The organism is Tamlana sp. 2_MG-2023, assembly GCF_030548465.1.
Taxonomy (GTDB): Bacteria; Bacteroidota; Bacteroidia; order Flavobacteriales; family Flavobacteriaceae; genus Pseudotamlana.
The window spans coordinates 322,117-348,937 of the sequence record NZ_JAUOSF010000001.1 but is presented as its reverse complement, the minus strand read 5'-3'; the positions used below and the strand labels follow the sequence as shown (position 1 = coordinate 348,937).

At 33.8% G+C, this 26,821-nt stretch carries 25 protein-coding genes; 14 read left to right on the top strand and 11 right to left on the bottom strand.

The genetic code is table 11. The features are described 5' to 3' along the window. Positions 1-91 precede the first annotated feature (91 nt). Positions 92-1,720 (bottom strand): sodium/sugar symporter, encoded by a 1,629-nt coding sequence (locus Q4566_RS01640; RefSeq protein WP_303417594.1) that lies wholly within the window; start codon positions 1,718-1,720, stop codon positions 92-94. A 126-nt stretch (positions 1,721-1,846) separates the two neighbouring features. Here Q4566_RS01640 and Q4566_RS01635 point away from each other — a divergent pair, with 126 nt between their 5' ends. The 9 genes from Q4566_RS01635 to Q4566_RS01595 all read left to right on the top strand — a co-directional run bounded on the left by Q4566_RS01635 (position 1,847) and on the right by Q4566_RS01595 (position 10,465). Continuing rightward, positions 1,847-2,839 carry a GntR family transcriptional regulator gene (locus Q4566_RS01635; protein WP_303417592.1) on the top strand — a complete coding sequence of 331 codons (993 nt, stop codon included), beginning with the start codon at positions 1,847-1,849 and terminating at the stop codon, positions 2,837-2,839. Positions 2,840-2,851: 12 nt separating this feature from the next. Continuing rightward, the gene (locus tag Q4566_RS01630) at positions 2,852-3,742 is read left to right on the top strand and encodes an aldose 1-epimerase (protein ID WP_303417590.1); all 891 of its coding nucleotides are present in this window, start codon (positions 2,852-2,854) and stop codon (positions 3,740-3,742) included. A 12-nt stretch (positions 3,743-3,754) separates the two neighbouring features. Next, complete coding sequence (gene galK, locus Q4566_RS01625; protein WP_303417588.1) at positions 3,755-4,903, top strand: galactokinase; 1,149 nt, start codon at positions 3,755-3,757, stop codon at positions 4,901-4,903. An 18-nt stretch (positions 4,904-4,921) separates the two neighbouring features. Further along, positions 4,922-5,944, top strand: a complete 1,023-nt coding sequence (locus Q4566_RS01620) for a UDP-glucose--hexose-1-phosphate uridylyltransferase (RefSeq protein ID WP_303417586.1) — start codon at positions 4,922-4,924, stop codon at positions 5,942-5,944. 309 nt (positions 5,945-6,253) lie between these two features. Then, on the top strand, positions 6,254-7,009 hold the full coding sequence (locus Q4566_RS01615; protein ID WP_303417584.1) for a hypothetical protein: 756 nt from the start codon (positions 6,254-6,256) through the stop codon (positions 7,007-7,009). An 85-nt stretch (positions 7,010-7,094) separates the two neighbouring features. Beyond that, complete coding sequence (locus Q4566_RS01610; protein ID WP_303417582.1) at positions 7,095-8,657, top strand: hypothetical protein; 1,563 nt, start codon at positions 7,095-7,097, stop codon at positions 8,655-8,657. A gap of 103 nt (positions 8,658-8,760) precedes the next feature. Continuing rightward, positions 8,761-9,639, top strand: coding sequence for a hypothetical protein (locus Q4566_RS01605; protein ID WP_303417580.1), 879 nt, complete (start codon positions 8,761-8,763; stop codon positions 9,637-9,639). A 306-nt stretch (positions 9,640-9,945) separates the two neighbouring features. Beyond that, entirely contained in the window at positions 9,946-10,185 is a 240-nt protein-coding gene (locus Q4566_RS01600) for a type II toxin-antitoxin system ParD family antitoxin (RefSeq protein ID WP_303417578.1), read from the top strand. Next, positions 10,178-10,465 (top strand): type II toxin-antitoxin system RelE/ParE family toxin, encoded by a 288-nt coding sequence (locus tag Q4566_RS01595; protein ID WP_303417576.1) that lies wholly within the window; start codon positions 10,178-10,180, stop codon positions 10,463-10,465. Before Q4566_RS01600 ends, Q4566_RS01595 begins: the two co-directional genes overlap by 8 nt. Positions 10,466-10,711: 246 nt before the next feature. Here Q4566_RS01595 and Q4566_RS01590 read toward each other — a convergent pair whose 3' ends face one another. From Q4566_RS01590 to glyA, 7 genes are all read right to left on the bottom strand, one after another. Next, on the bottom strand, positions 10,712-11,413 hold the full coding sequence (locus Q4566_RS01590; RefSeq protein WP_303417574.1) for an aromatic aminobenezylarsenical efflux permease ArsG family transporter: 702 nt from the start codon (positions 11,411-11,413) through the stop codon (positions 10,712-10,714). Then, positions 11,414-11,854: a nitrophenyl compound nitroreductase subunit ArsF family protein gene (locus Q4566_RS01585; RefSeq protein WP_303417572.1), complete on the bottom strand. Its 441-nt coding sequence runs from the start codon at positions 11,852-11,854 to the stop codon at positions 11,414-11,416. Positions 11,855-11,874: 20 nt separating this feature from the next. Next, a complete protein-coding gene (locus Q4566_RS01580; protein ID WP_303417570.1) occupies positions 11,875-12,849 on the bottom strand; it encodes a permease in 975 nt (324 codons plus the stop codon). A 1-nt stretch (position 12,850) separates the two neighbouring features. Further along, a complete protein-coding gene (locus Q4566_RS01575) occupies positions 12,851-13,249 on the bottom strand; it encodes an OsmC family protein (protein WP_303417568.1) in 399 nt (132 codons plus the stop codon). 7 nt (positions 13,250-13,256) lie between these two features. After that, positions 13,257-13,493 carry a thioredoxin family protein gene (locus Q4566_RS01570; protein ID WP_303417566.1) on the bottom strand — a complete coding sequence of 79 codons (237 nt, stop codon included), beginning with the start codon at positions 13,491-13,493 and terminating at the stop codon, positions 13,257-13,259. Positions 13,494-13,543: 50 nt separating this feature from the next. Beyond that, the gene (locus Q4566_RS01565; RefSeq protein WP_303418117.1) at positions 13,544-13,849 is read right to left on the bottom strand and encodes a helix-turn-helix transcriptional regulator; all 306 of its coding nucleotides are present in this window, start codon (positions 13,847-13,849) and stop codon (positions 13,544-13,546) included. A gap of 183 nt (positions 13,850-14,032) precedes the next feature. Beyond that, positions 14,033-15,304: a serine hydroxymethyltransferase gene (gene glyA / locus Q4566_RS01560; RefSeq protein ID WP_303417564.1), complete on the bottom strand. Its 1,272-nt coding sequence runs from the start codon at positions 15,302-15,304 to the stop codon at positions 14,033-14,035. A 199-nt stretch (positions 15,305-15,503) separates the two neighbouring features. Between glyA and fahA the strand changes: the two genes are divergently transcribed. Further along, positions 15,504-16,790 (top strand): fumarylacetoacetase, encoded by a 1,287-nt coding sequence (gene fahA / locus Q4566_RS01555; RefSeq protein ID WP_303417562.1) that lies wholly within the window; start codon positions 15,504-15,506, stop codon positions 16,788-16,790. Between the two features lie 203 nt (positions 16,791-16,993). Here fahA and Q4566_RS01550 read toward each other — a convergent pair whose 3' ends face one another. The 3 genes from Q4566_RS01550 to Q4566_RS01540 all read right to left on the bottom strand — a co-directional run bounded on the left by Q4566_RS01550 (position 16,994) and on the right by Q4566_RS01540 (position 21,063). Beyond that, positions 16,994-17,407 carry a gamma-glutamylcyclotransferase gene (locus tag Q4566_RS01550; RefSeq protein ID WP_303417561.1) on the bottom strand — a complete coding sequence of 138 codons (414 nt, stop codon included), beginning with the start codon at positions 17,405-17,407 and terminating at the stop codon, positions 16,994-16,996. A 12-nt stretch (positions 17,408-17,419) separates the two neighbouring features. Beyond that, positions 17,420-17,815, bottom strand: a complete 396-nt coding sequence (ytxJ, locus tag Q4566_RS01545; RefSeq protein WP_303417560.1) for a bacillithiol system redox-active protein YtxJ — start codon at positions 17,813-17,815, stop codon at positions 17,420-17,422. A gap of 215 nt (positions 17,816-18,030) precedes the next feature. Further along, positions 18,031-21,063 (bottom strand): T9SS type A sorting domain-containing protein, encoded by a 3,033-nt coding sequence (locus Q4566_RS01540; protein ID WP_303417559.1) that lies wholly within the window; start codon positions 21,061-21,063, stop codon positions 18,031-18,033. Positions 21,064-21,435: 372 nt separating this feature from the next. On the opposite strand from Q4566_RS01540, the gene clpB reads away from it, so the two are divergent. The 4 genes from clpB (at position 21,436) to deoD (ending at position 26,656) form a co-directional block, all read left to right on the top strand. Continuing rightward, on the top strand, positions 21,436-24,042 hold the full coding sequence (gene clpB, locus Q4566_RS01535) for an ATP-dependent chaperone ClpB (RefSeq protein ID WP_303417558.1): 2,607 nt from the start codon (positions 21,436-21,438) through the stop codon (positions 24,040-24,042). A gap of 347 nt (positions 24,043-24,389) precedes the next feature. Beyond that, positions 24,390-25,148: a deoxyribose-phosphate aldolase gene (gene deoC / locus Q4566_RS01530; RefSeq protein WP_303417556.1), complete on the top strand. Its 759-nt coding sequence runs from the start codon at positions 24,390-24,392 to the stop codon at positions 25,146-25,148. A 132-nt stretch (positions 25,149-25,280) separates the two neighbouring features. Then, entirely contained in the window at positions 25,281-25,946 is a 666-nt protein-coding gene (deoC, locus tag Q4566_RS01525) for a deoxyribose-phosphate aldolase (protein ID WP_303417553.1), read from the top strand. 11 nt (positions 25,947-25,957) lie between these two features. Then, on the top strand, positions 25,958-26,656 hold the full coding sequence (gene deoD, locus Q4566_RS01520; RefSeq protein ID WP_303417551.1) for a purine-nucleoside phosphorylase: 699 nt from the start codon (positions 25,958-25,960) through the stop codon (positions 26,654-26,656). Positions 26,657-26,821 lie beyond the last annotated feature (165 nt).

Sequence of the window (26,821 nt, the reverse complement as noted above, 5' to 3'; positions counted from 1 at the left end):
AAAACATCTTGATTTCCTGAACATTAAAGAAACCTAAAAAGCACAAAGGCACCATTAAACGGTGCCTTTGTGCTTTTACTTAAAAAAATATCTACCAAAATAACGCATACAACACGGTTAAAATGATACAAACTACAAATGAGCCTATATTAAAGCCTGGTGATGTTTTAAATAATTCCTTAGACAATTCAATTCCTTTTGGATCATCTGCCCCCTTATTTTGCAAGTAACTTAATAACATGATAATTGCCATCGTTAATAAAGCGGTTATTCCCATTTGGTGCATCCAAGGCTCCAATATTGGAATCGGTAAAAACTTAAGAGCTAATGCAATTGGAATTGACGCAATCGCTCCCCAAATAGCAGCATTGTTTGTTGTTTTTTTCCAGAATAGCCCCAACATGAATACCGCTAAGATACCCGGACTCACAATTCCGGTATATTCTTGGATGAATTGAAAAGCTTGATCGATACCACCTAATAATGGCGCTACAATTACAGCTATTATTAATGCTACAGCAGCAGAAATACGTCCCACGTTTACAGTTTCCTTATCGTTAGCATTCTTATTGATGTACTGCTTATAGATATCCATAGTAAATATAGTGGATGTTGAATTTAACATAGATGCTAAAGAAGAAACAACTGCCGCTGCTAAAGCCGCAAAAGCAACACCTTTAAGACCTACTGGTAAAAACTGCAATAACCAAGGGTAAGCTTTATCTGCTTGTTCTGCAGATGGTACATTTAACATAGCATCTTGCCCTAAATTAGCCATGATCTCAGGATCATTTACCATAACGTAAGCTGCAATACCAGGAATCACTACAATTAGAGGAATAATTAACTTTAAAAATGCCGCTAAAAGAATACCTTTTTGAGATTCTCTTAACGATTTTGCTGCTAGAGTTCGTTGAATAATATATTGGTTAAAACCCCAATAGTATAAATTCGCAACCCAAAGTCCGCCGACTAATACCCAAATACCAGGTAAATTATTATAATTATCATTGGTTTCATCAAGAATCATATGAAACTTTTCTGGAGCCGCTTCCAAAACTTTTGAAAAACCGGCTATCATACCTTCTCCTCCAGAAACTGTATTTAAAGCCAAATAAGTCGTTGCCAAACCTCCAAGCACTAAAAATACAACTTGAATGACATCAGTCCATGCCACTGCCGATAATCCTCCATATAACGAATAGGCTGCTGCAAATAATGCCAAACCAATAATGGCATACATCATATCAACCCCCATAATAGTTTCAATGGCCAAACCACCCAAATAAAGTACAGAAGCTAAATTCACAAAAATGTAAAGTGCCAGCCAAAATACCGCTAAAATGGTTTTTAGGTTTGTAGAAAATCGTTTTTCCACAAATTCGGGAATGGTATAAAGTCCTTTCTCAATAAAAATGGGTAAAAAATACTTACCTACAATAATTAAAGTTAAAGCTGCCATCCATTCATAAGACGCAATTGCAATACCTAGAGCAAATCCAGATCCAGACATTCCAATAAATTGTTCTGCTGAAATATTTGCCGCAATAAGCGAAGTTCCTATAGCCCACCATGGTAGGGATTTACTTGCCAAGAAGTAATCTTCGGCATTTTTTTGATGGCCTTCTTTATCTCTAGAAACCCAAAGACCGACGCCTAAAATTAATACGGCATAAGCAATAAAGACTACATAGTCCCAGAAATGAAATCCTGCTGTCATAATTAGTTAGTTTATTAGTTAAGTTGGCTCCAAATATAGAGATTTATTTATAAAAACCTTATAAGAAATTAAAAAAACCCAACTAGTAGGGTCTAGTAGGTTTTTTTTATATCTTTGTAAAATACCATGATAGAAATAAAGAAAAATATAAGTATTCCTAAATACAAGCAAATCATTAATGCTATCGAGCAAGCTATAGCTAAAGGTCAACTAAAAAAAAACGACCAACTACCATCGATAAATAGCATCAAGGATTCTCAAAAATTGTCGAGAGACACCGTTTTAATGGCTTATAACGACTTAAGAAACAGAGGTATCATTCAATCTGTAGTGGGTAAAGGCTACTTTGTTTCAAGTGAGCATATTAATATTCAACAAAAAATATTTTTACTTTTTGATGAATTAAACCCTTTTAAGGAGGATCTTTATAATTCTTTTTTAAGTCATTTAGGTAGGCACGTCCAAGTTGATATTTTCTTTCATCATTTTAACGAAAAAAGTTTTGCTAAACTTATTAATGACCATGCTGGTGACTACAATTATTACGTGATTATGCCAGCGCTGTTAAAAAACACAAGTAAAGCCATTAAAACACTTTCTAAGGAGGAAGTTTATATTTTAGATCAAGTGCATGATGATTTATTGGATTACAATGCCATATATCAAGATTTTGAGGAGGATATTTTAAGCAATCTCAATAAAGCTCAACATCTAATCAAAAAATATAAACGATTAATATTAGTCTTCAATGCTAAAAAACAACCAGAAGGTATGCGCGTTGGTTTTATTAAGTTTTGTAAACAACACCAAATAGCTTTTGATGTTATCAACTATTTTGAAGCCGAAACATTAGAAAAGTCTACTTTATATATTACTCCAGATGATCGCAGTCTACTAAGTATCATTAAAAGCTCGAAAAAACAAAACTTAAAGCTCGCAAAAGACATTGGTGTGATTTCCTATAATGAAACGCTTTTAAAAGAAGTTGTTGAAGACGGAATAACAACGATTTCAACCGATTTTAATTTCATGGGAAAACGTTTAGCTGAAATGATCTTAAACAAAGAACATATTCAATTAAAAAACCCAAATAATATCATAATTAGAAACTCATTATAACTCCGTAAACTCGTGTATAAAATAAAACATAATAAAGAACTAAATATTTTAGAATTTGATAATTCAGATTCTAAAACTTATGCTAAAATTAACCTAAATGAAGGAGCGTCATTACAAGTTTTTACATTTAAGGGTCTTGAAATTATTAAAGATTTAGCACCATTAACCTATAAGGACACTTATGCTTCGGCTATTCTTTTTCCGTTTGCAAATAGAATTAAAGACGGTTCTTACACCTTTAATGACAAACCCTTTCAGTTTAACATTAACCAAATAGAAGAAAACAATGCCCTTCACGGTTTGGTTTACGACAAAACTTTTCAAATTCTAGAAACTAACTCAGATGCCGATTCTGCAACTGTAATACTAGAATACACAGAAGAAAAAGAATCCGTTGGTTTTCCTTATTCGTTTAGTGTAACACTTAAATATACTTTTAATAAAAATGGCTTAAGTCTCGAGTTTTCAGCCAAAAACACAAGCGATAAACCTTTTCCTTTTACGCTTGGCTGGCACCCTTATTTTTCTTGCGAAGACTTACATAACAGTACGCTTTATTTTGACAGCACTAAGAAACTCATTATCGGGGATAGAAATATTGGTACTGGTATCGAAAACATTGAAGCTGTTGACGGATTCCAAATAAAAGATCAACAACTTGATGATTGTTGGATACTCAATAAAGGGGACGTTGTTTATAAAACACCTAACTATCAATTTGAGTTAACATCAAGCGTTAAAAACAACTTTTTACAAGCCTATACACCGCCATCAAAAAATGTGATAGCTATTGAACCCACTACAGGTGTTTCCGATAGTTTTAACAATAAAATCGGCCTTCAAACATTAGCTCCAAATTCTAAATACAATATTATTTGGACTCTTAAAATCGACAACAACTAAAAGCACACTATAATGAGTAATTCACTAATTAATGATGTAAAAAAAGTTTACATCGACACGTTTAATAAAGAGCCTTTATTGATATTCTCTCCTGGGCGTATTAATATTATAGGTGAGCACACCGATTATAATGATGGTTTTGTATTTCCAGCAGCAGTAAATAAGGGCATAGTCGCTGGCATAGAAAAAAGTGACTCAAACATATCAACGGCTTATGCTTTAGATAAGGACAGTAAAATTGAATTTAAATTGGATGAACTAAAACCTTCTAAGGAAGGCAGTTGGCAGAACTATGTATTTGGTGTCATTGCCGAAATCCAAAACCGAAATAAAACTATAGGAAACTTTAATATAGCTTTTAAAGGAGATATTCCTGGTGGCGCAGGCATGTCCTCTTCTGCTGCCTTAGAGAACTCTGTAGCCTTTGGTTTAAATGAACTCTTCAACTTAGGGCTATCTAAGGAAGATATGATTTTTATTTCGCAAAAAGCCGAACATAACTATGTTGGTGTTAACTGTGGAATCATGGACCAATACGCTAGTATGTTTGGTATAAAGGATAATGCTCTGCATTTGGATTGTAGAACCATAAAAGCACAACCGTACAAAATTGATTTTAAAGACCATCAACTGATGTTAATTAATACCAATGTAAAACATAGCTTATCGGACAGTGCTTATAACGACCGCCGTTCTGCCTGCGAAAGTGTATCAGAACTATTAGGCATCAAAGCTTTAAGAGATGCTACTGAAGCTGATTTGGAAACTATTAAAGACCAAGTAGCACCAGAGAATTACCAAAAAGCATTGTTTGTTATTCAAGAAAACAAAAGAACTCAACAAGCCGCTAAAGCCATTGAAAATGATGACTTAGAAAGCTTAGGGAAATTAATTTATGCGTCACACGATGGTTTACAAAACCAATATAAAGTGAGTTGCGAGGAATTAGATTTTCTAGTTAATCAAGCAAAAGGAAATAAACATGTTCTAGGTGCTAGAATGATGGGTGGGGGCTTTGGTGGTTGCACCATTAATTTAGTGGCAAAATCTGAAGCTAAAGCTTTTTCTGAAACAGCTTCAATCGCTTATAAAAAAGAATTCAATAAAGATTGTTCTGTTTACTTCATAGAACTTTCTGAAGGCACACACCTTATAAAATAAAAATAATATTCTTTCAAAATGAAAAATACAGACTTACAAGATTATTCACATAAACGTTATAACATCCTAACCGGCGAATGGGTTTTGGTATCGCCACACCGTGCTAAGCGTCCGTGGCAAGGGCAAAACGAAGCTGTTTCTAATGAAAAACGTCCGAGTTACGACGATTCTTGTTATTTATGTGCAGGAAACACAAGAATTAATGGTGAAGTTAACCCAGATTACAAAGACGTTTTTGTTTTTACTAATGATTTTGCGGCACTTCAAAAAGATTCTAAAACTTTTGATGTAAATGACGGTTTACTAGTAGCACAAAGTGAAACTGGTATTTGTAAGGTGATTTGCTTTAGTCCTGACCACTCCAAGAGTTTGGCTGACATGACGCCTTCTGAAATTCAGAAAGTGGTTTTTGCATGGCAAAACGAGTTTAAAGATTTAGCCGAAAAACCAGATATTAATTACGTACAAATATTTGAAAACAAGGGCGCAGTAATGGGCTGTAGCAATCCGCATCCACACGGCCAAATCTGGAGCCAGTCAACACTTCCAAACGAAGTAGACAAAAAAAACACACAACAGCTTAATTATTACAACAAAAATAAGCGCAGTTTATTAGGTGATTATTTAACTCAAGAATTAGAGAAACAAGAGCGCATCATTTTTGAAAATGATGGCTTTGTTGTGCTAGTCCCTTTTTGGGCTGTTTGGCCATTTGAGACCATGATAGTTCCTAAAAAACCACAAGCTAATATTCTTGACATGAACGATCAAGAAACTTTACAGTATGCAGAAGCTATTGCTGTCATCACTAAGGCTTATGATAAACTATTCAACACCTCATTCCCATACTCTAGTGGTATACATCAATCGCCAACCGACGGCAATGAAAACAAACACTGGCATTGGCACATGAGTTTTTACCCACCACTTTTAAGAAGTGCTTCAGTTAAAAAATTCATGGTTGGTTATGAAATGTTTGGTTCGCCACAACGCGACATTACCGCTGAAACCGCCGTAAAAATGCTTCGCGAATTGCTTTAAATTAAAAATCCACAACTACTTATACCAATTTAATTATATAATGTCGTATTCTTAATTTAAATTATTTTTTGTTCAGATGAAATAGAAAATTCAAGCATAGCCTTAGCTACGGTTTTATTTTATATTGAAATATGGGCGAAAAAGAAACAAATTATATGCGACATTATATGGTTCAATTGGTCTTATTACTACCTTAAACCCTTGATGTTAACGCATCAAGGGTTTATAATTTAATAATGTTAATTCTTCATTAAAACGAACGTTAAAGTCTCTTAATAAAATACTTTCAAAAGTGATAATAGACTTAATTTGAGTAACCAATCATTACCAACTATCGTGAAAAAACTCAACTGGCTACTATTACTTTTCCCTTTAACAATGGTATCTCAACAAATAAATGGTAAAGTATACGACAGTGAAACTACAGTAAAAGGGATTGCCGTTTATAATCTTAGTGAATTTTCAAAAGCTTTTACAGACGATTATGGCAACTTTACCCTTAAAGCATCAGTAAACGATACCATATCCTTCCACTCTACTTTTCATAACAAAAAGATCGTCATTTTAAAAGAAGAAGATTTTGGTCGAGTTATGGTTATTGAGCTTCAGAAAACAATTAATGCACTTAAAGAAATATTAATTTCAAACAACAGTAACCATAAACCCTTTAATGAAGATAAAGCTGAAAAAACCATAAAAGAAGAAATCACTAAAGACTCTAAAGCGAATCCGCACTTATACGGTACCTCTTCAAATTATGGTCTTGATTTTGTACGCTTGTATAAATTATTGTTCAAACCTGAAAAGTCTAAAAATCAACCAGAGGTTATTAATGCTAAAAATTTAGATTCTCTTTTTCAGCATGATGATTTTTTCAACAAAAAACTATTAAATGAAGATCTTAAAATCCCCGAAAGTTTGTCTCAGCAATTTTTCGATTACACAGAAGCTCAAGCTATCGATAAAAAACTACTTACGCCTTCCAACAAGCTTCTACTTTTAGATCAACTTTATACTTTCAGCACATCCTATTTAAAAATACTCGAAGAAGCAAGGAAAAACTAACGTTGTTTTATATAATTTACTGCATTTCATACTAAATCATAGCTTCAAAAGTTATATTTTTAGCCATCCAAAACTTACGCTTTTAATGAAACGTTATTTATATTTTTTTATCACTCTTACCTTTTTAACCCTTTGGAGCTCTTGCCGTAAAGATTTTGAATTTTCACCAAGCACCGGAAGTTTGCATTTTTCAAAAGACACCGTGTATTTGGACACCGTTTTTACAAATATTGGATCCAGTACTTATAATTTAAAGGTTTACAACAACAGTGATGACGATATCTCTATCCCAACCGTGAAACTTGCTTTAGGAGATGCTTCAAATTACAGATTAAGCGTGGATGGTATTACTGGAAAAACCTTTGAAGACATAGAGATTCAAGCGAACGATAGCTTATTTATTTTTGTAGAATCTACCATTGATATTAATAGTCTACCCAGTTTAGATGGCACTTTTCTATACACCGATCAAATTGAATTTGATGCTGGTTCAAACCTTCAAAAAGTAGAATTGGTGACTCTTGTTCAAGATGCCGTTTTTATTTATCCAGATCGTGACAATACCACTAAAGTCATTGAAACTTTAAAATTAAACATTGATGGTGAAATTGTGGAAACCAACATTGAAGGTCGTGAACTTTTACCTTCGGAGCTTACTTTTACAAACGAAAAACCGTACGTTATTTATGGTTTTGCCGCCGTTCCGGAAAGTGAAACATTAACCATTGAGGCTGGCGCTCGCATACATTTTCATGAAAACTCTGGAATTATGGTGCTTAATGAAGCTTCGATAAATGTAAATGGCGCTTATAGCAACGATCAAGATCTATTAGAAAACGAAGTCATTTTTGAAGGCGACCGTTTAGAGCCAGATTTCTCTGAAGTTCCAGGCCAATGGAGTGCTATTTGGCTTTTTGATGGCAGTAAAAATAACAGTATCAATTATGCAACCATAAAGAATGCTACTGCCGGAATTATTAGTGATGGCAACCCATTAGAGGCTAACGATAAACTTAAAATCACAAACAGTAAAATATACAACTCAAGTAGCTACGGGATATTAGGACGTAATACTTCCATAAACGCCGAAAATGTAGTGATTAATAATTCAGGTTTATCATCTTTTGCTGGAACTATTGGCGGAAAATACAATTTCACCCACAGTACACTAGCTAATTACTGGAACTATGGGTTTAGACAATTCCCAACGGTTTTACTTAATAATTACACGTTTGATGAAGATGGTAATATTCTTGCAGCCGATTTAACCGAAGCAAATTTTAACAATTGCATAATCTATGGCGATGAAAATATCGAGTTTTTAGTAGATGAAGTTGAAGACGACCAGGTTGAATTCAACTTTAAATTCACAAACTGCTTGGTGCGTTTTAATGATAGCAATGACGAATTTGATGGTGAAAATTATGATTTTACAAACACCACGCATTACGAAAATAACCTGTTTAACGAAGATCCTAATTTTAAAGATACCGATTTAAACCTAATGATTATTGGCGATGAATCTGCAGCTATTAATAAGGGCAATGCGAGTTTTGCTTCACAAGTTCCTTTTGATATATTAAATGTGAATAGAACAGCTACTCCCGATTTAGGCGCTTATCAGCATGTTACTTTTGAGAAAGAGTAGATTTGATATCTTGGTTTTAAAGGAAATATGAATATTGATGAATTTAGCGGTTGGCTTAAGGGGTTATATATCCTATAGTTATGTTTCATAAATAAAGACACTTTTGAAAATCAATTATAAAAAGATAGCATCAGCACTACCAATTATTGGAGCGATCCTTCTAATGATAATTATCCGATTAATTCCTGAAAAGTATTCCTTGGATTTCTTATTGATTTCCATTGTCCTACTTTGTAGCATTGGAATATATCTTTATGCATCCAAAACACACTATAAAACATTATTAAGAGTATTTGCGGTCTATATTTTTATAAATTTTTTAATATTTCCCTTATTATACCTTTCGTTACTAAAAGTAAACCCTGAAAGTTTTAAGATTGAAAATTCTATTTCGAAATCTGAACAAACTATTTCTATAACTGATTTAGAAAACAGTTACAGTCCAAAGAATTTAAAATCTAATTTACTTGTAGTAAATAGCCTTCTTGAAGAAACTGGAGCAGAACTTGATGTAAATATTTCGGTCTTAAATAACGGGAACACTATAAAAACAAAGTTGTATTTACTATCTAAAGACTGTCATTCAGTTAAAGCAAGAAGGCCAATGTACAAGGCTTGCTTAAATATATGTGACTTTGCTGGAAACAAAATTACATCTATTCTAGACAAAAATGAAGGATGTTTATTAAACCCAAAACAAGTAACTGTTCGTGAATTCATAAATCTAGAAAAGGACAAAATCAATAAACGAATAAAACAGTTTGATAAAGAGCATAAGGAAATCACAGAAAAAGGAAATTACTGGACTTATAACCAGTTACTTTCATATAGTATTAATACGTTTTCAACAGGAAACTTTATCCCTATAAGTAAACTTGCAAACATTCTATTTTATTTACATTTCTTCATAGGAAATGGGATACTACTTACTATATTAATTGCCTTTATTCAAAAAACGCTGGAAAAAGGAAAAGAAACATAACACTATATATAGCAAATAGGGCGATTAATACTTAATCTAAAAGTTCTTGTCTAATTACAAAGTCGCCAAATCTTTTGATTTGGTATTAAAAAAGAAAAATTAAAACAAAATAAAAAGATTTGACTTGTGCCTATACTGAAAATATCCGCTTGTTTTCTACCCAACTTGCCATATATTTAACGTTAGCAACAATCTAACCCCTCCTGAATAAAGGCTACATAATTTTACGTTAGTCAGAATTTGGTAGTTGTCAATAATTTTGAGACGATTCATATTTGATGTATATTTACACCAAATAATAAAATTATGTCAAGACAAAGCATATCATTTACAAAACCGAATGACGAATGGTTAAAAGCTCAAGTAGACAACAAAGAATATTCAAGCAAAAGTGAATTAGTTAATGACTTGATTAGACAAGCTAGAAAACAACAGGTTCAAATTGACTGGATTAGAGCAAAACTTGAAAAAGCTGAAAATAGTGGATTTACGGACGATACCAAAGAAAGTATTTTAGCGCAATCAAAGTCCTTCCTTAATGGCTAAATACAAGCTAACCAACGAAGCAAAAAATGACTTGATTAGGATTCATCATTATGGTGTTAAAAAGTTTGGAATGACCCAAGCTGACAAATATTTCGAATCCTTATTTGAATATTTTGACATTATTTCCGAACGTCCTTTTTCATTCGAATCAGTTGACTATATAAAAAAAGATTATCGACGTTGCGTATGCGGTGTTGATAGTATTTACTATAAAATAAATGAAAATATTGTCGAAATAATGGCAATCGTCGGAAGACAAGATATAAAAAACTACAGTTGATAACACCATGTGTAAAACATAGCTAAATTAGACTTCTCCAGAGTTTTTTTCTTATTTTCCGAGTCCGCTAAATTTTATCCTTAAAAATATTCCCTTTTTACACACTACGTTCCATATACATAATCCGTTAACTAGCATTCCAGTAATACACCATAAAATAAGAAACAGTTTACCTATTCTGATTAGAGTATTTTTATTAAATCTCATAAAACAAAGGATAACGACTCTCTAAATATTGTTATTCAATTAGATAAAAAATATAAACATATAATAGACCCCTGTGATTATAAAAACCACACCTGCAATAACACGCATTACTGATTCTATTTTTGCTATTTTCTCGTAAAACACACCAATTTTCCCTGCTGCAAAAGCCAAAAGATATGTAAAAAGTATAACAGGTAAACCGGTGCCAAATGCAAATACTACAGGCAAATACAAGCCATCTACAGATGCTATAGTCATTGGTATAAGCATTCCAAAAAATAAAGCTCCGCTATATGGACAAAACGCTAGAGCAAAAATTACACCTATAACAAACGCTCCTAGCAGCCCTTTATCCTTAAACTTTTCAGATAATTTTTCTAGAAAATTGGATTTACCTAAAAAATGTAGCTTGATAATATTAAGCATAATTAAACCAATTATAATTAGTAGCGGCCCTAAAAACTTTTCACCATTCTGGTTAAAAAATCGTGCTATTTGAAACTTACTCGCTCCAAAATAAAGTATTAAACCTATGGCAGTATAACTAAACCCTCTTCCTAAAGAATACATTAATCCGCTTAAAAAGACTTTTCGTTTACTTGAAATGTTTTTAGAAATAAATGCTGTCGCGGTAATATTGGTTGCTAGAGGACACGGACTAATGGCTGTCATTAGTCCGAGTATTAATGCTGAAAAAACCGGGCTATTATAGTGCTCTAAAAGCGATTGCAAAAAATCCATTTAAAGCTTTTTTAGTTCAGCATCAATTTTTGCTTTTAAGCCTTTTGAAAAATCAGCTTGATCGTTACCATTCATAAAAGCAAATTGCGTTAAATCCATTTGTGCTTCCTTTCCGTTTATTATGACGTTTAAAAACAAAGAAGTTCCAGAAGCTTCAAATTTATTAACAATATTACTATTAATTTCATCGTCTATATTTATAACTTTCAATTCAATTTTATCTTCTTGAAGCGCTTTTGAAAAATAAGTGTTTAATGTATATCTCGTATTCGCTTCAATAGCATTACAGGTCATACATCTATTTGTAGAATGAAAATCAATCACTTCAATTTTTGAAACCGATTGATCTAATGAAGTTAGTTCTTTTTTAGGCTGATGGTTGCAAGCTGATAAAAAGAATCCGAGAGCTAAAACTACTAAAATTTTGATATTCTTATACATGAGTTTAAATGATTATGGGGTTATAATATGAGATTGAATACATATCCAGAAATGATAATACAGAGTGTTACCACAGCAAAAAAGATGGCAATTAATTTTAACGACATTACTTTTTTAAGTAAAGTAGCTTCAGGAATTGATAAACCTACAGTCGCCATCATAAAAGCGATGGCGGTACCTAATGGCACACCTTTAGCCACAAAAACCTGAATAACCGGAACAATTCCAGCCGCATTGGCATACATGGGTACTGCTATGATTACCGCAAGCGGAACCGTCCACCATTCTCCACCTCCTAAATACTGATTAAAAAAGTTTTCAGGCACATAACCATGCATAGCTGCACCAATGGCAATACCTATAATAACATACACTAATACATTTTTGACAATATCCCAAGCTCCGTTAACTATTTCAGGTAGTCTTTGGGTAAACGTTCTATTTTCTTCCTTATAGGCCGCTTGATTCAGTTTATTATCAAGAATCTTTTTAACCCAATCGGATAGTAGAGGTTCTAACTTAAACTTCCCAAGAACCCACCCGCCTAGAGTTCCTAATAAAACACCAGATCCTACATAAATTAAAGTAGCCTTTAAACCAAACATCCCTAGAAACATGGCTATAGCAACTTCGTTTACTAATGGGGATGTTATTAGAAAAGAAAAAGTAACCCCTAAAGGAATCCCGCCTTGCACAAACCCAATAAATAAAGGTACTGACGAGCAAGAACAAAACGGTGTAATGGCTCCAAAAATTGAAGACAAAAAATATTCTAGGCCGTAAAGCTTCTTTTTATTTAGATAGTTTTTTAGCTTTTCAATAGGGAAATAAGTATTTACAATACCCATTATAAACACTACAAGAAACAATAGGATAAGAATTTTTATGGTGTCAAACACAAAAAAATTCAAAGCAGTTCCTAAATGTGTTTCTGCACCTATATTAAAAGCCGAATATATAAGCCAATCAGCAAAATTTTGTAACCATTGAAACATTTTATAATTTATTTACTTGTCCAGAAATCGATGAAGATAATTTCACTGTATTGTATATGGTACCATGTTTCTCAAGATTCTTTTTTAAGAGGTCTGTATTCAGTTTCTCATCACTACTGTGAATGACTAAATTGTAAATAATATCATCCATTCTTGGCGGATTTTCCAGCCGTTTAGCACTCACTTCAAGTGCTGCCTTGGTATAACTAAATTTCATCATTGAAGAAAAACGTTCTACATTTTTTAACATACAAGCCGCAAACGCTCCAAGAAACAATTCTGCTGGGTTTGGTAAAATGTCAGCAGTTTTTGATGTGGTACCAAATTTAATTTTTGACTCTTTAATATCAATTTCAGCATCCTGCTTCGATACCGAAGAAGCTTGAATTTTATAATGCATGATTATTTTAATTTAAAAGTTCTAATACTTCAGTTTTTGAAGGCACTCTCCCTTTAATTGTAACCACGTCATCTATAACCAATGCTGGTGTTGACATGACATTGAACTTCATAATTTCCATGATGTCTTCAACTTTCTCTATGGTTGCATCAATATTATTCTCTTGAACTACGGTTTTTACGACACCTGTCATAGTTTGACATTTTGGACAACCAGTGCCTAATATTTTAATTGATTTACTCATGATTTTAAAATTTGTTAATCGCCAATAAGCGATAATGTTATTAAAATATATTAATCGAAAAATTGCTTAAACAACATTTGAGCAAGACTCCAATTTTCTTTATTAATACAATATTTTATTTTAGGAGGTTTTAATTCACCTTGAATAAGGCCAGCATTCTTTAACTCCTTAAGATGCTGAGAAATTGTAGATTGAGCCAAGGGAAAAACTTCAACTAAATCACCAGTAAAACAACACGATTGATTTTCTAAATGTTTCAAAATAGCCAATCGCGTAGGGTGACTTAAAGCTTTAGCGAATTTCGCTAAGCTCACTGTTTCATCTTCGTACACTATGGATTCTAAACTTCTTTGCATCACAGACTACTTCTTATTGCTTATCGCAAATTTACGATAGGCTTTTCGTTAAAAACATGATATATATCAGTTCACAATGAAAAAGACGCACACTTTGTAAAACAAAAAAATCCTGCTTCACGCAGGATTTTTTATTATCAGCTCAAAAAATATTCAAGCTCTATTATTATATTTTAAAGTGCATTACACGAATAAAGGCTGATCCTTCATCATGTCATTTACCTTTACTTTTACAGCTTCTAAAACCGCTTCATCTTCAAAATTGGTGATCACTTCATCAATTAATTCAACAATAACTTTCATGTCTTCTTCTTTTAAACCACGTGATGTTACTGCAGCAGTTCCTAATCGAATACCTGAAGTTACAAATGGTGACTTATCATCAAAAGGCACCATGTTTTTGTTTACGGTAATATCAGCTTTTACTAAAGCTTGTTCAGCATCTTTACCAGATAAGTTTTTATTACGTAAATCAATCAACATACAGTGGTTATCTGTTCCGTCTGAAATGATTTTATAATCTTTAGCCACTAAACCATCAGCAAGAGTTGCAGCATTTTGCTTCACTTGTAATTGGTAGTGTAAAAAATCGTCTGTTAAAGCTTCACCAAAAGCAATTGCTTTAGCAGCGATGATGTGCTCTAATGGTCCACCTTGATTTCCTGGGAAAACCGCAGAATCTAATAAAGAAGACATTTTACGTAAGTTTCCGTTTTTAAGTGTAATTCCGAAAGGGTTATCAAAATCTTGCCCCATCATAATCATTCCACCTCTAGGACCTCTTAAAGTCTTGTGCGTTGTTGTTGTTACAATATGACAGTGTGGTAAAGGATCATTTAAAATACCTTTAGCAATAAGTCCTGCAGGGTGTGAAATATCTGCCATTAAAATAGCACCAACGCTATCAGCAATCACTCTAAAACGTTTAAAATCGATATCACGAGAGTAAGCAGAAGCACCAGCAATAATTAATTTTGGCTGCTCTTTAGTTGCAATCTCTTGAATTTTATCATAGTTTAAAACACCTGTTTCTTGTTCTACACCGTAAAACACAGGGTTATAAAGTTTACCAGAAAAGTTTACTGGCGAACCGTGAGTTAGGTGACCACCGTGAGATAAATCGAAACCTAATATCTTATCACCTGGATTTAAACAAGCGTGATAAACGGCTGTGTTTGCTTGACTTCCAGAGTGCGGTTGCACATTTACATATGCCGCTCCGAATAGTGCCTTAGCACGATCTATTGCAATTTGTTCTACTTCATCAACAACTTCACAACCTCCATAATAACGCTTTCCAGGATACCCTTCGGCGTATTTGTTAGTTAGCACAGATCCTGCAGCTTCCATCACTTGTGGGCTTACAAAGTTTTCTGATGCAATAAGTTCTAAACCATGTAATTGGCGTTCTTTTTCAGCTTGAATAAGTTCAAAAATTTGTTCGTCGCGTTGCATAAAATTATATTCTGATTAAATGTTCGGCAAAAATAGCAAATAGATAGTTAAAAGCATTAAAAAACATAGATTTACTTGTAAGTTTTTAAACATCTTATTAACTGTTAAAGCTTACTTATATTTTATTCAATTTTTCCTTTTAAAATAAAAAAAATGTGTAGGTTTGATAAGAATACAATAACATTTAAAAAATTAGGTTATGCCATTAACAGCTAACAACCCAGATAGAAAATCGTGGTTACACGTAGATAAAAATTCCGATTTCCCAATTCAGAATATTCCGTTTGGTGTGTTTTTAACACGCGACGACATCATTACTATAGGTACCCGAATTGGTGATACCGCAATAGATTTAGGGGCTTTACATCAATTAGGATATTTTAGTGATATCCCTTTAACCGATGATATCTTTCTACAAGATTCTTTAAATGATTTTATTGCCGACGGCAGAAAAACATGGCGTGCTGTAAGAAACAGAATTGCTGAAGTTTTTGATGCTGAAAATGACACGCTTAAAAACAACTCGAAACATAAGGAAACCATTCTTTTTAGATTGGATGAGATTGAAATGCAATTGCCTGTTCAAATTGGCGATTACACCGATTTTTACTCAAGCATGGAGCACGCTACGAACGTAGGTTTAATGTTTAGAGATCAAGATCATGCGTTATTACCAAACTGGCTACATATTCCTATTGGATATCACGGTAGAAGTTCTTCTATCATTCCGTCTGGGATTCCTGTACACAGACCCAAAGGACAAATACTACCAGAAGGCTCTGACCAACCTATTTTAGCTGCGAGTAATTCGGTAGATTTTGAATTAGAAATGGCTTTTATCACAACAGATGCCAACGATTTAGGTGAATCGATTCCAACGAAGGAAGCTGAAGAATATATTTTCGGATTGGTTTTATTCAACGATTGGAGCGCTAGAGACATTCAAAAGTGGGAATACATTCCATTAGGACCATTTTTAGCAAAGAACTTCGCTTCTTCAATATCACCATGGATTGTCACTTTGGATGCCTTGGAACCTTACCGTGTTGAGAGTCCGAAACCTATTAAGCCACAATTAGATTATTTAAAATACGAAGGAAAGAAGAGTTACGATATTAATTTAGAAGTGGCGATTCAACCTAAAGGTGCTAAAGAAACTGTAGTTAGTAAATCCAATTTCAAATATATGTATTGGAATATGGTACAGCAGTTAGCACACCACACCATTAACGGTTGCCCTATTAATTCAGGTGATATGATGGGTAGTGGAACTATTTCTGGCCCTTCGGAAGACAGTTTTGGCTCTATGTTAGAACTCACTAAAAATGGCGAAAAACCATTAAAAATGAAAGACGGCAGTACTAGAAAATACATTAATGATAATGATACCGTTATCATGCGTGGACACTGTGAAAAAGACGGCACTAGAATTGGTTTTGGAGAAGTTTCTACAAAACTACTTCCTGTTTACAAGAAGAAAAAATAGATTTTGTGTTTTAAACAGGCATAAATCATATTAAAAAAAGGCTATTCATAAATTACTGAATAGCCTTTTTTTGCACTTTATTCTGAAGGTGTTTCAGAATCTGATCGTATTGATGTCTTATCTTTAAGAGAACCTGAAATCGAAGATTCAAAGCAGTGAATCAAGTTCAGGTTGACGAAGTATTTACTTTACAGACAGTCTTTTTATTTCCCACAATTTTTAAGAAAATCACCAGAGACAATTTGCTCTAGGTCTTCAACGCTATGGTTATAAAAATATACCCAAGCCTTCACCACAGAACCATCTTCAATATATATTGGTACTACGCTTCTTTCAAACAAATTAGGTTCACGGGAATTCATATCAATACCTTCATAGGCGTCTAATGCCTTAAAAACAATATCAAAATCGTAAATCTTAAAAAGGGAACCGTAGACCTTATCAGTGTCGTTTTTACTTTCAACAGCCCCCGGGAACCAAGAAATGCGATACAGCTTACCATGAAAATAACCGCTACCAACTAACTCAGAATACATAGCCAAGAATTTAGACTTATTATTATCTACATCCTTTAACAAGGTTCCGTAAACAAAAATATATTGAGATTCTGCGGCCATAGTTCCTATGAATTAGACAAAAGCTCCTAAATCAACACTGCTAATCGCGCCATGAGATTCATGAGCCACCACTTCCCCATTTTTAATCACTAACAGCTGTGGTGATTCATGACGCACCTGAAACTTGTAACCTGTTTCGTTAGACACTTCTCTATAATTTAATAAATCTAGATAGTATAAATCTAAATCGTCCTCGGTTAAACCATATGCAGAAACAAATTGCTTCATCGACATCCTACTAATTCCACAGGTTGTAGAATGTTTAAATATAACCTGTGTCTTTGTTTTAGATTTTTCCTCGATCTCATCTAACTGTGACACATTTACTAAAGGAATCCATGGTAAAACCTTTTCTTCCTTTTTCTCTTTCCCTTCAGATGACCCGAATAATTTATTTAATAAACTCATAATCAATCGTTTTAAAAAATTCCGCGTAAGCGAAAATTTGAATATTATTTTCTAATTTCACAGTAAGTCGTTAACTTATATAAATCTTACATCTAGAAAACGGCAGCTAAAAATATACATTTAGGATACTTTTTTATAATTAAGTTATAATTCATTTCGCTAATCTTACAAATTATACGAAAGTTATTTCACTAATATTAAAACGCTGAAGGCCTCTAATATTTTAAAAACTTAGCAGTGTTTTTATTGTTTTTTGTATTTACATTAAGAATGTAGAAACCATCATTAAATTTAGATATATCTATTCTATTAGAATCGAAAGTTTTAAGCTTCAACACTTCTTGACCAACAGAATTATAAATGGATATAGATTGCACATCATTTAAAACATTGGTATTATTTATAACTAAGTCTTTCGTCTTGGTATCATAAAAAACTGACAGGTTTTGGTTTTCGTACTCCTCTGTTGCTAAACTATTGTTTTCCTGAAATGCAATAACATATTGATCTTCGTAGCTGTTTTTTTGTAAAAACAATTCCGCAGTCTCATCTTTTAAATTATAATAAGAGTTCGTGTAATTATCTTTCAAGAAAACGTTTAAATCTTCCGGAACATTTTCCATTTTACTAATAGCAAATTTATATAAACCACCATCCGTTACTTTAATAGTGACTGGTAACTCATCTTCAATGTTAATATTAGATAAAGCTTGAATGACTAATTTTTCATCATTTAATACCCAATACATCTCATTATCTTTCTCTTCGTATAATTTACCATCATACCCTTTATCATATCCAGTAGTTCCGTTTTCAGAGTCGTACCCTAACCCTAAAAAGCTTTGAAAATGATTAGGATCTGTAAAAGATAACCACATTTTTGGTCTTAGATCGGTACTATTAGATGTTTTTGCTGATTTACTATTTGTGTTTTTATAGAATATAGGCGCATCTGATGCATCTGATTCTTTAGCAAATATTCTTTGTTGGTTATTGAAAACAATATTCCCTGTATTGTCAATAGGCACAAAGAAACCTTGGGCTACAGCAATATTACCCGTAGGTGCCCCTTTTGCAGCAAAACTAGTCCCACTAGTAAGCCCCGACATATCAGCTGTTGCAGCGGCGGTTCCCATTAATGAATTGTAAGTGGCATATCCACCTATATATTTAACTAGATAATGACTATTATTTGTTGTTGCCTGTTCCCAGAAATATAAAGTCCCTTCTATAACCGAAGTATTGTCAGCTATAAATTGATTTGCATTTAAAGCCGAAGAGTACGGATTTCCTATTAAAATCTCATTACCAGCAGTAACAGATATAGAATAATTACCATCGTTAGGCGTGCCTTTAAACACATATTCTTGTTCAGGATCTGAAGTCCCAGACCCCTTCATACTATAGCCAATACCTGGAAATAAACTAGTAGTTGCTGTAATTTTTTGCCATGCGGTATACGTATTTATCAATCCATTATACTTGTATAACCACCTCGTACTAAGCGTTATTGGAGATGTGCTTGCATCAGCATCATGGCTACTACTAAAATTGATTACCCCAGTGGCATCTTCTAAATTTTCAATTTGCCAAGCTCCACCAGTATTTACTGGAGCACTCCAATAATTATAACTAAACAAATTGTTTGTTCCTTGTTGCCTTTTTACTAAAACGCCTGCACCTGAGTTAGATGTTGTACTAGAATGGTTTTGAATAAGTTGTGCTTCACCTAATAAATCGATAACACCATCAACAACAACTTGGTTATCCACTTCTAGTAACTCTCCATCAGCAACATGTAACGTCCCTCCAGATTCCACTTCTACTTCACGTACATAAGCATGAGAAGAAAGTGTACCAGGTGCACCAGATTTTACTGTTAATTTTAAACATTGATCCGTAGTATTATTTGGAACATTCCCTGCACCAGAACCATTAAAAAACGACGTGCCATCCCAAACAATTTGGTCTAAATACCTAAGCGTAAAATAATCTCCATTACTAAAATCTACCCCAGTTATGGTAACTGTAGTGCCAGGGCTACTACCTAAGTCATACACCGTAGTAGGTGAAGAAAAATCAATATCATCATCAATAACAAATTCTAAGTTTTGACAACTTTGTTTACCTGACAAATCGATACCTGATAAATCTAAAGTAACAGTTACAGTACCCAAATCACCTATTTTATTAACACCCCATATAGAGTTTAGCTGTTCTTTATATGTTGAAGTATTAGTAGAAAACGAATAATCCTTAGTGTTTTCACCCCAAAATAAATAATCACCATTAGAAAGCGCAGAAGCATTATTTATTCTAACAATACCTGTACCCTGAGAATCGGTATGCAAATTAGAGCCATCAACACGACCTATACCAGCTACATTATGATCACAATTTCCATTCGCAGCATCATCTTGTGTATATAAATCGTTGTCAGTAAGTGTGGTACCGTATTTAGCAGAAACATAATTGTTAATAATAATAAATTCAGCCTCATTAATTTCTCTATCAAACACTATAATTTCGCACATGTCGCCATTATAATAGTTACTAGGAACACGATTAGCACCCAACCAAGCAACTATATTATTAGTGTTTACAGTACGAGTGACCCCAGCTAGACTAGCTGGAATTACAAGCCCGCCATTATTATAAAACACAAACTCATTTGAACTTGAGCCACCTATAGGAAAAACAACAGCTCCTACACGTAAAGCTGTAGAAGATGGCAAAGTCCTCCCATACCTTTGGCCATTTACAGCGACACTAATTTCATTAGTATTATTAGTTAAATTAATTCGCTGTCCAGAGGTTGAAATATCATTAACATCATTTCCATGATAAAGCAGATTTTGACTTCCAGAATTAGACCCTTCACCTACAAATATATAGGTTCTGTCTTTGCTACCAGATGGCAAATTACTATGGTCAGAAATATTCATGTACTCACTAGTTACACTTGTAAAATGTACAGCAGGATAACCATTGTGTTGGGCCGTTTCATAACTAGGCGCATTAACTGAAATAGCATCATTATTATCACCACTTTGATCAAGCCAGGAAGACACATTTTCTCCATTTAAAGCATCAACACCTGTAGAAGATTCAACTCCAGCATCAGCACGTAGCCAAAGCATTAAATTTGCGGCTCCATCACCTACGCCGCCTGGGCCCGTTTGAGAATTAACATTTAAAAAAAAGGCAAAGCATACCAATAATGGTAATAGGTTTTTGGGGCAGGACATAATTTATAGGTTGAGAGTTGGTATTTTTATATTATCATGATAATATGCAGCACAATTTACATATTAATATCAATATTCCTATTATTAGACGCCTTTTCAACACACTAAACATTATATACTCGAATAAAAAAATAACACTTTAATCTAAAAACAATGCAATACCTCACAAAAAACCATATTGTTTTCTAATGTGAAGTTAAGCCCCTATGGAAATACAAGCGTTTAAAAAAGACAAAAAGTCAGCTAAAAATTAGTGATAAGCGACATATTGTCGGATAAATCCTATTGGTAGGATTATTGACATTATGTGATTGTAAATGAAAAAGAATTAAGATTTCCGTCTTCGCGGAAATGTAAAAAAATAATAATCAAATGAATTTAAACAATTATACCATAAAATCGCAAGAGGCCATACAGCAAGCGCAGCAAATCGCGCAGGGTTTCGGGCATCAGCAAATTGAAAACGAACACATCTTCAAAGGTATTTTTGAAGTTGATGAAAACGTTTTACCATTCTTATTAAAAAAATTGAATGTAAATGTTTCTATTTTAGAACAAGCCTTAGACAAGCAAGTTGAAAGTTTTTCGAAAGTTTCAGGAGGAGAACTGATGCTTTCTCGTGAGGCTGGAAAAACCTTAAACGAAGCAGCAATCATCGCTAAAAAAATGAAAGATGATTATGTTTCCGTAGAACATTTAATCCTTGCTGTTTTAAAATCTAACAGCAAAATTTCACAAATGTTGAAAGATCAAGGCGTAACTGAAAAAGGCCTAACTGCTGCTATAATCGAATTACGTCAAGGTGAAAATGTAACATCTCAAAGTCAGGAAGACACTTATAATTCACTTAACAAATACGCTAAAAACTTAAATCAGTTAGCCAAAGACGGAAAACTAGACCCAGTCATTGGTCGTGATGAAGAAATTAGACGAATACTTCAAATTTTATCACGTAGAACAAAAAATAACCCGATTCTAGTAGGTGAACCTGGTACAGGTAAAACAGCTATTGCTGAAGGTTTAGCGCATCGTATTATCGATGGTGACATCCCTGAAAACCTAAAAGACAAACAAATTTTCGCCTTAGATATGGGTGCGCTTATTGCTGGCGCCAAATATAAAGGTGAATTTGAAGAGCGTTTAAAAGCCGTGATCAAGGAAGTAACAACAAGTAATGGTGATATCGTACTATTTATTGACGAAATTCACACGCTTGTGGGCGCTGGTGGCGGACAAGGCGCTATGGATGCTGCAAATATTTTAAAACCAGCTTTAGCCCGTGGTGAACTGCGCGCTATTGGAGCCACAACATTAGATGAATACCAAAAATACTTTGAAAAAGACAAAGCCTTAGAGCGTCGTTTCCAAAAAGTGATGGTTGATGAACCAGACAACGAAAGTGCGATTTCAATTCTTCGTGGTATTAAAGAAAAATATGAAACACACCATAAAGTTCGTATCAAAGATGAAGCAATTATTGGTGCTGTAGAGTTATCTTCTAGATACATTACGAACCGATTTTTACCAGACAAAGCAATCGACTTAATGGATGAGGCTGCATCAAAACTACGCATGGAAATTAATTCTAAACCTGAAGAATTGGATGTTTTAGACCGTAAAATCATGCAACTTGAAATTGAAATAGAAGCTATTAAACGCGAAAAGGACGAAACAAAATTAAAGTCTTTACGTGCTGATTTAGCCAATATTAAAGAATCAAGAAATGAAATAAATGCGAAATGGAAGAGTGAAAAAGAAGTTGTTGACAACATCCAAAACACGAAGCAAGATATTGAAAACTTTAAATTAGAAGCTGAAAGAGCTGAGCGTGAAGGTGATTATGGAAAAGTAGCCGAGTTACGCTACGGAAAAATAAAAGAAGCTCAAGAACAACTTGAAATTTTACAAGAAAAACTAAAAGAACAGGCTGAAACTTCATTAATTAAAGAGGAAGTGACTTATGATGATATTGCTGAAGTGGTTGCTAAATGGACCGGTATTCCAGTAACTAAGATGCTGCAAAGTGAACGTGAAAAACTTCTTAAATTGGAAGATGAACTTCACAAGCGTGTAGTTGGTCAAGAAGAAGCGATTGAAGCCGTGAGTGATGCCGTGCGTAGGAGCCGTGCCGGATTACAAAATCCCCATAAACCTATCGGAACGTTTTTATTCTTAGGAACCACAGGTGTTGGTAAAACAGAACTCGCTAAAGCTCTGGCCGAATACCTCTTTGATGATGAAAACGCCATGACAAGAATTGACATGAGTGAATATCAAGAGCGTCATGCCGTAAGTCGTTTAGTTGGTGCACCTCCAGGGTACGTAGGTTATGATGAGGGCGGACAATTAACTGAAGCCGTAAGACGAAAACCTTATTCTGTAGTACTTCTTGATGAGATTGAAAAAGCGCACCCTGATACCTTTAATATTTTATTACAGGTTTTAGATGAAGGCCACTTAACAGACAATAAGGGTCGTGTGGCTGATTTCAAAAACACGATTATCATCATGACCTCTAACATGGGTAGTCAAATTATTCAAGAACGTTTTGAGGCTGTTAAAGACATTGAAACTGCCATTGAAGGTGCGAAAGTTGATGTGTTAGCCTTATTAAAACAAACGGTTAGACCAGAATTTTTAAATCGTATTGACGACACCGTGATGTTTACGCCTTTAAGTAAGGAAAATATTGTCGAGATTGTAGGTTTACAACTTAAAGGCATCACTAAAATGATTGGTGAACAAGGCATAACATTTGACGCCACACAAGAAGCTATTAATTATTTAGCTGAAAAAGGATATAATCCTGAATACGGAGCACGACCTGTAAAACGTGTGATACAGAAAGAAGTATTAAATGCTTTGAGTAAAGAAATTCTAGCAGGAAAAGTAACCACAGACAGTGTCATTCTGCTAGACGCTTTTGATGACGAACTTGTATTTAGAAATCAAGGAGATTTAGTTCAAGAAGAATTCTAAAAAAAATCATAATTTAACAAGAAAAAAAGCACATAACCCTCTTAATTCTAAGCAATTAACAACAAAAGCAACAGGAATATTATTGTATTATTCTTGTTGCTTTTTACTTTTTACAACCATATTCTTAATTATTTAGTAAAAAAAACTTAAATAATAAAATTTTGAAGGATGTTTTCTACGATTTACACATCCACTTTACCGTTAATCTAAAATACATATAAAAAGGATTAATTAATTTGATTTATACCCTAGATTAGCCTTATAATTTACCCCTAAAAGCTTTTTTATTTCTATGATAACTTGTTATCCTCAAGAAATAGATTACTAAAAAACTAATTATAAGCTAAATGAACATTAATGCCCACCTAGATTACACGCTCTTAGAATCAACAACTACAGAACGTGAAATAATAGATCTATGCAATAAAGCTAGAGAGAATAACTATTTTGGTATTTGCGTTAACGGGTCCTATGTATCATTAGTAAAGCAATTTTTAATAGATACCGATATTAAAGTATCGACTGTTGTGGGTTTTCCATTAGGCTGCTCCACTACAAAATCAAAAATTTATGAAGCCCAACAAGCTTTAGAAGATGGTGCTGAAGAAATTGGAATGGTAGTAAATTTGGGTTATGTAAAAAGCAAAAACTATGTTTCTGTTTTAAAAGACATCAGTGATGTAAAAATGGCTATAGGAGACACGCCATTAAAAGTCATTATCGAGATTTCAGAATTAAACAAAAATGAAATTGTTAGAGTTAGTGAAATCTGTATAGATGCTAGAGCTGACTTTATAGAAACTTCTACTGGATTTTCAAAAAGTGGCGCGACACTTACCGCTATAAAAATCATCAAAAAAACCATTAAAGATGCTGCTCAGATAAAAGCATCAGGCGATATTCTTGATTATGAATCGGCCGTAAAATATCTAGAAGTTGGCGCCGATCGCTTAGGCATTTCAACCTCATTTAAGGGTCTGAACAATAATACGCGTCAGCAAAGAAACAGTAAAATCTACAAGCAGTACTTAGAATCGGCAGCAAAAAAATCTGAAGGAGCCGACCTAAATACAAGTTCTAAAGAAACAACAATCAATAAGCTTTAATAAATTTCTTCACCCCCTATTTATCACAGGAATTGTGCTTAACTAGAAAAATGTTAATACCTTTGGAATAACAGGTACTATTTATGCATTTCAATGCTTGAATGACAATCCTTTTCATCCAAAAGTTAAGACATGAATCCTTTTAGTCAATACATCGACCACACCCTTCTTAAAGCAACAGCATCAACATTAGACATTATTAAGCTCTGTGAAGAAGCTAAACAATATCAGTTTTTCTCAGTTTGCGTTAACAGTTGCTATGTAAGTTTAGCAAAAGCATCATTATCTGAAAGTCAAGTAAAGGTATGCTCAGTAATCGGGTTTCCTTTGGGAGCTATGTCTACTGCAACTAAAGTATCTGAAACAGCTCAAGCTTTAAAGGATGGAGCCGATGAAATTGATATGGTTATAAATGTAGGTTTCCTTAAAAGTAAAGCTTTTGATACTGTTGAAAAAGAGATAAAAGCTATCAAAAGTATCATGCCTAATAAAGTTTTAAAAGTTATTCTAGAGACTTGTTATTTAGATGATTCCGAAATATTAAAAGCCAGCGAAATAGCTATAAAAGCAGGAGCTGATTTTATAAAAACATCCACAGGATTTGGAACCCGTGGGGCAAGTACGCATGATATAAAAATCATGAAAAGCGCCCTAAAAGGTGATGTAAAAATAAAAGCTTCAGGAGGCATTCGCGATGCAGAAACCGCTTTAGAATATATAAATTTAGGCGTTAAACGACTTGGAACTTCTTCAGGAATCGCCATTGTAAATGGCACAACATCAAAATCTGACTATTAAAAAGAAAGACTATGAGCGTACATATAGAAGCAAAACAAGGAGACATCGCAGAAACGATTCTATTACCAGGAGACCCCTTGCGTGCCAAATGGATTGCTGAAACTTTTTTAAAAAACCCCGTTTGCTTTAATAAAGTGCGTAATATGTTTGGTTACACCGGCAGCTACAAAGGCAAAAAAGTATCAGTCATGGGCACTGGCATGGGAATTCCATCTATATCTATATATGCACACGAACTGATTAGTGATTACGGTGTAAAAAACTTAATTCGCGTTGGTAGTGCGGGGTCTTACCAAAAAGAAGTCAAAATTAGAGATATTGTCTTTGCTATGGCCGCTTCTTCAAATTCTGGTTTAAACGAATTGCGCTTTAATGGTGCCGACTACGCGCCTACAGCAAATTTCGAGCTCTTTCAAAAAGCATTAGACGCCGCTAAAGAAAAGAATATTCCTGTAAAAGCGGGTAATATTTTTAGTTCGGATGAATTTTATGCCGATGATTTTGAATCTTATAAAAAATGGTCAAAATTCGGTGTGCTTTGTGTAGAAATGGAAACCGCTGGTTTATATACGGTTGCCGCAAAGCACAATGTGAAAGCGCTTTCTATATTAACCATATCAGACTCTTTAGTAACTGGGGAACGCACCACTAGTTTAGAACGCGAAACAACCTTTAAAGATATGGTTGATATTGCTTTGGAATTAGCTTAAGCAGATCTTCAAATAAACATTCTACAAATCCTAATACAACCTAAATACACCATGCGAGTGCGTTGCACTTTTTATGGTACTCTTTCTTCATGTCCTATAATTGCATTATTTAGGTATTCGTCTTTATATTTTTGAAATACACAAATTACAGCGTAGTATAAATCC

Excerpts from the sequence above, each read along its gene's own strand:
- fahA (WP_303417562.1), top strand. The coding sequence starts at position 15,504 with ATGCCATTAACAGCTAACAACCCAGATAGAAAATCGTGGTTACACGTA.
- Q4566_RS01600 (WP_303417578.1), top strand. The coding sequence starts at position 9,946 with ATGTCAAGACAAAGCATATCATTTACAAAACCGAATGACGAATGGTTA.
- clpB (WP_303417558.1), top strand. The coding sequence starts at position 21,436 with ATGAATTTAAACAATTATACCATAAAATCGCAAGAGGCCATACAGCAA.
- Q4566_RS01640 (WP_303417594.1), bottom strand. The coding sequence starts at position 1,720 with ATGACAGCAGGATTTCATTTCTGGGACTATGTAGTCTTTATTGCTTAT.
- Q4566_RS01575 (WP_303417568.1), bottom strand. The coding sequence starts at position 13,249 with ATGCATTATAAAATTCAAGCTTCTTCGGTATCGAAGCAGGATGCTGAA.
- deoC (WP_303417556.1), top strand. The coding sequence starts at position 24,390 with ATGAACATTAATGCCCACCTAGATTACACGCTCTTAGAATCAACAACT.
- Q4566_RS01540 (WP_303417559.1), bottom strand. The coding sequence starts at position 21,063 with ATGTCCTGCCCCAAAAACCTATTACCATTATTGGTATGCTTTGCCTTT.
- galK (WP_303417588.1), top strand. The coding sequence starts at position 3,755 with ATGAGTAATTCACTAATTAATGATGTAAAAAAAGTTTACATCGACACG.
- Q4566_RS01585 (WP_303417572.1), bottom strand. The coding sequence starts at position 11,854 with ATGTATAAGAATATCAAAATTTTAGTAGTTTTAGCTCTCGGATTCTTT.
- Q4566_RS01590 (WP_303417574.1), bottom strand. The coding sequence starts at position 11,413 with ATGGATTTTTTGCAATCGCTTTTAGAGCACTATAATAGCCCGGTTTTT.
- Q4566_RS01565 (WP_303418117.1), bottom strand. The coding sequence starts at position 13,849 with ATGCAAAGAAGTTTAGAATCCATAGTGTACGAAGATGAAACAGTGAGC.
- Q4566_RS01610 (WP_303417582.1), top strand. The coding sequence starts at position 7,095 with ATGAAACGTTATTTATATTTTTTTATCACTCTTACCTTTTTAACCCTT.
- Q4566_RS01635 (WP_303417592.1), top strand. The coding sequence starts at position 1,847 with ATGATAGAAATAAAGAAAAATATAAGTATTCCTAAATACAAGCAAATC.
- Q4566_RS01570 (WP_303417566.1), bottom strand. The coding sequence starts at position 13,493 with ATGAGTAAATCAATTAAAATATTAGGCACTGGTTGTCCAAAATGTCAA.
- Q4566_RS01595 (WP_303417576.1), top strand. The coding sequence starts at position 10,178 with ATGGCTAAATACAAGCTAACCAACGAAGCAAAAAATGACTTGATTAGG.
- Q4566_RS01580 (WP_303417570.1), bottom strand. The coding sequence starts at position 12,849 with ATGTTTCAATGGTTACAAAATTTTGCTGATTGGCTTATATATTCGGCT.
- glyA (WP_303417564.1), bottom strand. The coding sequence starts at position 15,304 with ATGCAACGCGACGAACAAATTTTTGAACTTATTCAAGCTGAAAAAGAA.
- ytxJ (WP_303417560.1), bottom strand. The coding sequence starts at position 17,815 with ATGAGTTTATTAAATAAATTATTCGGGTCATCTGAAGGGAAAGAGAAA.
- Q4566_RS01620 (WP_303417586.1), top strand. The coding sequence starts at position 4,922 with ATGAAAAATACAGACTTACAAGATTATTCACATAAACGTTATAACATC.
- deoC (WP_303417553.1), top strand. The coding sequence starts at position 25,281 with ATGAATCCTTTTAGTCAATACATCGACCACACCCTTCTTAAAGCAACA.
- deoD (WP_303417551.1), top strand. The coding sequence starts at position 25,958 with ATGAGCGTACATATAGAAGCAAAACAAGGAGACATCGCAGAAACGATT.
- Q4566_RS01550 (WP_303417561.1), bottom strand. The coding sequence starts at position 17,407 with ATGGCCGCAGAATCTCAATATATTTTTGTTTACGGAACCTTGTTAAAG.